Source organism: Streptomyces coffeae, from assembly GCF_016741875.1.
Classification (GTDB): Bacteria; Actinomycetota; Actinomycetes; order Streptomycetales; family Streptomycetaceae; genus Streptomyces; species Streptomyces coffeae.
In genome coordinates this window covers 85936-92574 of record NZ_JAERRF010000034.1, presented here as the reverse complement: position 1 = coordinate 92574, position 6639 = coordinate 85936, and the positions used below count along the sequence as shown (strand labels likewise).

Here is a 6639-nt window from a genome sequence, read left to right as displayed (position 1 = left end):
GGGCGACGGCGAGCACCTGGACATCTCGATGTGGAAGATCGCCCTGAACGTCGTCATCTTCCTCGGCATCCCGCTCCTCGCCGGGTTCCTCACCCGGCGCATCGGCGAGAGGCAGCTCGGCCGCGAGCAGTATGAGAACAGCTTCCTGCCCAAGATCGGACCGTGGGCCCTGTACGGGCTACTGTTCACGATCGTCATCCTCTTCGCCCTCCAGGGAAAGACGATCACCTCCCAGCCCGGCGACGTCGCCCGCATCGCCCTGCCGCTGCTGGTGTACTTCGCGCTGATGTGGTTCGGCACCTTCGTACTCGGCAAGGCCATCGGCCTGGCCTACGACCGCACCGCCACCCTCGCCTTCACCGCCGCGGGCAACAACTTCGAACTGGCCATCGCCGTCGCCATCGCCACCTTCGGCGTCACCTCCGGCCAGGCCCTGTCCGGCGTCGTCGGCCCGCTCATCGAGGTGCCAGTGCTCGTGGCGCTGGTGTACGTGTCCCTGGCGTGGCGCAAGAGGTTCGCCGCGCGGTGACGCAGCAGGCCGATGTAGTGGTGGTCGGCGGCGGCCAGGCAGGGCTCGCTGCCAGCTACCACCTGCGCCGTTTGGGCGTGGACTTCGTCATCCTCGATGCCCAGTCCACCCCAGGCGGCGCCTGGCAGCACACCTGGGACTCGCTGCGCCTGTTCTCCCCGGCCGCCTACTCCTCGCTCCCCGGGCGCCTCATGCCACCCCAGCCTGGCGAGGTCTACCCGGACGCCGGGCATGTGGTCGAGTACCTCGCCGACTACGAGAAGCGGTACGCCCTGCCCATCCAGCGCAGCGTGTGGGTCGAGGGGGTCCATCGGCGCGGACAGTTCCTTCATCTCGAGACCGACTCCGGCAGTTGGCGGGCGCGGTCCGTCATCAGCACCACGGGCATGTGGTCGCGCCCCTTCCTGCCCGCCGTGCCCGGCCGCAGCGCTTTCCGGGGCCGCCAGCTCCACACCGTGCAGTACTGCCGTCCGGCCGACCTCTCAGGCCAGCGTGTGATCGTCGTCGGTGGAGGAAATTCCGGAGCCCAAATCGCCGCCGACCTCGCTTACGACACGGATCTGACCTGGGCGACTCAGCGCCCACCGCGGTTCCTGGCCGACGACATCGATGGCCGGGTCCTGTTCGACGCTGCCACCGCCCGGCGCCGCGCGCTGGACGAAGGTCGCACCGACACCGGCGGCGTCGCCTCGCTCGGCGATATCGTCGCAGTACCGCCGGTTCGCGCTGCCCGCGACGCAGGACTCCTCACGGCCAGGTCGAAGTTCACCCGGTGCACCGCCACCGGTGTCCAGTGGGCCGATGGCACCAGCAGCGAGGTGGACACGATCATCTGGTGTACCGGCTTCCGCCCTGCCCTGATCCACCTCGCCCCGCTCGGATTGCGGGGGCCACGCGGCCACATCGCGGTGAACGGCACCCGCACCGCCGACGAGTCGCGGCTGCACCTCCTCAGGTACGGGGACTGGACCGGCCCGGCCTCCGCGACCCTGATCGGTGTGGGCCGCCCGGCACGAGAAGCGGCCCGCCAGATCGCGGAACAGCTGCACTGACCCCAGACCGGCATGACCTGTTGCGCTGATGGGTCGGTGATCACGAGATGGCAGGACTGCGGCGTTCGATGAGCAACACGTCGCGCCATGTGCCGTGGTGGCGGCCGATGCGCTCCCGGGTGCCGATGACCCGGAACCCGGCCCGCTGGTGCACAGCGAGGCTGGCGGTGTTCTCAGGGAAGATGCCGGACTGGATGGTCCAGATCCCTGCCGCCTCGGAGGACTCGATGAGCGCCCTGAGCAGCGCGGAAGCGATGCCGTGACCGCGGGCGTCGGGGTGGACGTAGACGGAGTGCTCGACCACACCGGCGTAGGCGCATCGGCTGGAGACCTTGGTGGCTGCGACCCAGCCGAGGACCGTTCCGCTTGCGTCGAGGGCGGCGAAGCGGTGTTCGGGCAGCTTGGCTGCATCGAAGGAGTCCCAGGCGGGCGCGGTGGTCTCGAAGGTTGCGTTGCCTTCGTCGATGCCCGCCTGGTAGATGGCCAGGACCTGATCCGCGTGGTCTGCGGTGAGTGGCACGATGGCCGTGCTCGACGGGCCGGTGTGGAGGGTCACCATGCTGAGCCCCTGGAGCAGAAGGTGGTCAGACACCCCATGTCGTTTGAAGTCAAGCGGCATGGGGATGCGCGTGGTGCGACCAGGCGGTCGCTTCGTCGTAGCGGGTGCGGGTCTTGAGGCATCCGTGGAGGATGCCGACCAGGCGGTTGCCGACCTGTCGGAGGGCGGGGTTGTAACCGGCCTCGCGGGCGCGTTGCTTGTCGTAGTAGCGGCGGGCTCCCGGGGAGGCCCGCAGGGCGGAGAACGCCTGGGTTTGCAACGCGTCGGCGAGCCGGTTGTTGCGGACGTAGCGGGCCTGGACGGTGTGACTCTTGCCGGAGGCCCGGGTGATGGGGCTGGTGCCGGCGTAGTTCTTGCGGGCCTTCGCGTTGGCGTAGCGGGTGGGATCGTCACCGAACTCGGCGAGCACCCGGGCGCCGGTGATCTCTGCGATGCCGGGCATCGAGAGGTAGATCTCAGCGTCCGGGTGCTTCAGAAAATGGGCCTTCACCTGTCCCTCCAGCCCGGCTATCTGCTCGTTCAACGCGATCAGCAGCCGGGCGTGGGCGGTGGCGGTGGCCGCGTAGGCGGCCGTGACGGGCTCGGCCAGGCCGAGCTGCCGCTCGCGCAGCGCGGCCTGGATCGTGGCTGCCTTCGCGTCCCGGTGGTGGCGCCGGGCGCGTGCCAGCACTGTGGTGATCTGCGTGCGGGTCAGCTTCGCTCCGGCTGCCGGGGTAGGGGCCTTGATCAGCAGTTCCAGCGCGTCCGTGCTGGTCAGCGTGAGGTCTGCGTAGGCGTTCAAGGCGGCGGGGAAGTACTCGCGCAGTGTGCTGCGCAGTCGCTGGAAGGTGCGGGTGCGTTCCCAGATGAGGGTCTGGTGGGCGCGGGCAACGACCTTGACGGCTTGCGCTTGCTCGCTGTCCCCGGCGATCGGCCGCAGCTGGTCGCGGTCGATGCGAACCATGTCCGCGAGCGCGTGCGCGTCGCCCTTGTCGCTCTTGGCGCCGGAAGAGGCGTACCGCTCCTTGAAGCGGGCGACCTGCCGCGGGTTGATCGCGTAGACCTGGTAGCCGGAGGCGATCAGGGCCTGCACCCACGAACCGCGGTCGGTCTCGATCCCGACCACGACCTCGGCGGCATCCAACAGACCCTCGTCCTTGCCGCCGTGCTTGGCGACGAGCTCGTGCAGTTTTGCGATCCCCTCCACGCCCTCGGGCAGCTTCGCGACGGCCAGTTTCCGACCGTCCCCGTCCTGGACCTCGACATCGTGGTGGTCTTCGGCCCAGTCATCGCCGATCAGCAGCAACTCGTCCTCCTGGTCAGGAACTTCGCTTCCTCTGCAGCCTGCGGAAGGCGCGGCACGCGGCCTAATGGATCCAGTGCTCACGCCCCATGGGGCGGGCACGCCACCCCATCAACGGTCTGGCCTCCCGGCCGACCAGCAGGGGCACGGTCTGACCACAGAAGTCGACTGCTTCCGGCGGCGGAAGTGCTCACCTGCTGGCGGCTACGGCACCGAGCCTTCCCTGACCCGGCAGCTCCCATTAGGCGGCGGGGGTGGCTGTGAGGAGCTGGCTCATCGCGGCCAGCACCGATGGCGCGACCCGGTAGTACACCCAGGTTCCGCGCCGTTCGGAGGTCAGCAGCCCGGCCTCCTTGAGCTTCTTCAAGTGGTGGGAGACCGTGGGCTGGGAGACGCCGACATCGGAGATGTCGCACACGCACGCCTCGCCATCTTGATGCGAGGCGACCGCGGAGAACAGTCGCAGCCGGATGGGGTCGCCGAGCGCCTTGAACATCCGCGCGGCCGTCTCGGCCTCCTCAGCGGTGAAGGGGCGCTCGGTCAGCGGCGGGCAGCACGGTGCCACCGCCTGGCCGCCTTCCGTATCGAGCTGCGGCATCGCCTGCGCGTTCGACATGCGTCTATGTTGACATACATCGAACCAAGCGCTCCAGGGTCGGCTGCCGCGGGCTATGGCCGGGCCAGATGGGCGGCCAGGTGCCGGGCGATCCGCTGTGCGTCGCGGCCGACTCCCCGCAGGGAAGCGGAGGACAGGCTGCGCTGCCATTCCAGTCCGACGTAGGCGAGGCCGGGGTGGGCGTGGGCGATCCCGTCGCGATGGCGCGGGCGCCCCTGTGAGTCCAAGTCCCCGAGGGGGCCGAGGTATCCGAGGTCGGGCCGGTAGCCCGTGGCCAGCACGATGGTGTCGACCTCCTCGGCCAAGCCGTCGCTCCAGATGACCTTGGGGCCCTCGACGGTGGCGAACCCATGGTGGCCGGAGCACGCTGGAAGCGTCCGAGCGGTGCGATGTCCAGGCCGGTGACCTTGAGCCAGAAGTGCAGGTCTCTGCCGGCCAGGGGGCGCTGCTTGAACCACTTGATGGGAGACCGGCTGGCAAGGCTGACTTGGGCATGGCCGGCGAGCTCGGCCGCGACCTGAACGGCAGAGTTACCGGCGCCCACCACCACAATCCGCTGACCGGCGAAGGGCTGCGGACCGCGGTATTCGGCGACGTGCAGGACCGCGCCCGGGAACGACTCAAGGCCTGGCAGGGCGGGCCGCCTCGGGCAGCCGAAGCCCCCGGTGGCCGCCACCACGGCACGCGCGCCCAGGCGGGAGCCGTCTGCCAGCGTCACCAAGAACCCCTCCCCGCCCCCGTCGCGGTGGACTTCCTCCACACGGCAACCGGTACGGATCTCCGCGTCCAGCCGGCCGGCGCAGCGCAGGAGGTAGTCGACCACCTCGTCCCGGTGCGGATACCGCCGGGGGTCGCCACCGAAAGGCAGGCCGGGAAGCGAGCTGTACCGGGCCGGGGAGAACAGAGTGAGGCTGTCGTAGTACCGCGGCCAGGACCCGGCCGCCTGCTCGGACACCTCCAGCACCACCGGCCTCAGTCCATGCGGGAGCAGAGCATGTGCGGCGGCCAGCCCGGACTGGCCCCCGCCGATCACCGCGACGTCGACGTACTCCACAACCATCCCCTGATTCGACAAGCGTCTATGTTGACGTTTATCGAATCAGGGGTGATGCTGGTTGCGCAACCTGTTCGAGACGCCGGATGACGCTAGGAGTCGCCGTGAACGCGCCCGCCACCGCTGAGCTGCCCGTTGTCGTGATCGGAGCCGGGCCGACGGGCCTGGCCGCCGCCGCCCACCTGATCGACCGCGGCATCACCCCGCTGGTCCTGGAAGCCGGGCAGGCCGCTGGGGCAGCGGTGCGCCAGTGGGCACATGTGCGGCTGTTCTCTCCCTGGGGTGAGGTCACCGACCCGGCGGCTGAGAAGCTGCTCGCCCCCACCGGCTGGACACGCCCCGACGCGGCCTCCTACCCCTCCGGCGGTGACTGGGCCGAGCAGTACCTCACGCCGCTGGCCGATGCCCTGGGCGATCGGGTCCGCTTCGGCGTCACCGTCACCGGCGTCTCCCGCGCCGGGCGCGACCGCATCGTCGATGCCGACCGTGAGGCCCAGCCCTTCGCCGTCCACTACACCCGTGCCGACGGAGGCGAGGAGCGTGTCTTCGCCCGCGCGGTGATCGACGCCTCCGGCACCTGGACCACTCCCAGCCCCGCGGGCGCAGGCGGCCTGCCCGCCCTCGGCGAGCGGGAGGCGGCCGGCCGCATCACCTACCGCGTCCCCGACCTGAAGGACCCCGCCGTGCGGGCCCGGTACGCGGGCAAGCAGACCGCGGTGATCGGCTCAGGTGCCTCCGCCTTCACCGCACTGGCCTATCTGGCTGACCTGGCCGTCTCCGATGGCGGTGCGGGGACGAAGGCGGTGTGGATCCTGCGGCGGGGCATCTCCGGGGCCACCTTCGGCGGCGGCGCGGCCGACCAGCTGCCCGCCCGCGGGGCCCTGGGCCTGGCGGCAAAGTCCGCTGTCGAGGACGGCCACGCCGACGCCGTCACCGGCTTTCGCACCGAGACCATCGAGCGCGACCGCGACGGGCGCCTGGTACTGGTCGGCGAGGACGGGCGACGGCTCGATGCGGTGGATGAGGTGATCGTGCTGACCGGCCTCCGCCCTGACCTCTCCTTCCTGTCCGAGGTACGCCTGAACCTCGATGAGCGCCTCCAGGCCCCCCTCGAACTGGCCCCGCTGATCGACCCCAACGTCCATTCCTGCGGAACCGTCTACCCCCACGGCCACCGCGAACTGTCCCACCCCGAAAGCGGCATCTACCTGGCCGGCATGAAGTCCTACGGCCGCGCCCCGACCTTCCTGGCCATGACCGGCTACGAGCAGGTCCGCTCGGTTGCCGCCGCCCTCGCCGGTGACCTTCAAGCCGCCGACCGCATCGAACTCACCCTGCCGGAGACCGGAGTGTGCGGCGGCGCAGGACTCTTCGACCAGCCCGAAGCCGACCAGACCTCCGGCGCAGGCTGCTGCGCCGCCCCCGAACCCCAGCCCGTCCAGCTCGCCACAACGGCGCCAGCTGCCACTGCCACTGAGGACGCGCCGGGCGGGGGCTGCTGCGGCTCGTGACCGGCCCGAACACTTCGCACAGACGTCGCCGCGACC

The 6639-nt window shown here is 70.3% G+C and carries 7 protein-coding genes and 1 pseudogene; 3 read left to right on the top strand and 5 right to left on the bottom strand.

Annotated features, from left to right (window positions below; translation table 11 throughout):
* Positions 1-529 (top strand): arsenic resistance protein (locus JK363_RS35915; RefSeq protein WP_372444918.1); only part of this gene is annotated, 529 nt, incomplete at its 5' end.
* Positions 526-1581 carry an ArsO family NAD(P)H-dependent flavin-containing monooxygenase gene (locus JK363_RS35910; protein WP_201881898.1) on the top strand — a complete coding sequence of 352 codons (1056 nt, stop codon included), beginning with the start codon at positions 526-528 and terminating at the stop codon, positions 1579-1581. The genes JK363_RS35915 and JK363_RS35910, both read left to right, overlap by 4 nt.
* Before the next feature lie 40 nt (positions 1582-1621).
* Here JK363_RS35910 and JK363_RS35905 read toward each other — a convergent pair whose 3' ends face one another.
* From JK363_RS35905 to JK363_RS44435, 5 genes and pseudogenes are all read right to left on the bottom strand, one after another.
* A complete protein-coding gene (locus JK363_RS35905) occupies positions 1622-2140 on the bottom strand; it encodes a GNAT family N-acetyltransferase (RefSeq protein ID WP_201881902.1) in 519 nt (172 codons plus the stop codon).
* A gap of 49 nt (positions 2141-2189) precedes the next feature.
* Positions 2190-3425, bottom strand: coding sequence for an IS110 family RNA-guided transposase (locus JK363_RS35900; protein ID WP_201881896.1), 1236 nt, complete (start codon positions 3423-3425; stop codon positions 2190-2192).
* A 238-nt stretch (positions 3426-3663) separates the two neighbouring features.
* Positions 3664-4038, bottom strand: a complete 375-nt coding sequence (locus JK363_RS35895; RefSeq protein WP_201881894.1) for an ArsR/SmtB family transcription factor — start codon at positions 4036-4038, stop codon at positions 3664-3666.
* Between the two features lie 53 nt (positions 4039-4091).
* Positions 4092-4343: a hypothetical protein gene (locus JK363_RS44440; RefSeq protein ID WP_307822003.1), complete on the bottom strand. Its 252-nt coding sequence runs from the start codon at positions 4341-4343 to the stop codon at positions 4092-4094.
* A 206-nt stretch (positions 4344-4549) separates the two neighbouring features.
* Positions 4550-5098: pseudogene (locus JK363_RS44435) on the bottom strand (flavin-containing monooxygenase); the annotation flags it as partial.
* A gap of 98 nt (positions 5099-5196) precedes the next feature.
* Between JK363_RS44435 and JK363_RS35885 the strand changes: the two are divergent.
* A complete protein-coding gene (locus JK363_RS35885; RefSeq protein ID WP_201881893.1) occupies positions 5197-6603 on the top strand; it encodes an NAD(P)-binding domain-containing protein in 1407 nt (468 codons plus the stop codon).
* Positions 6604-6639 lie beyond the last annotated feature (36 nt).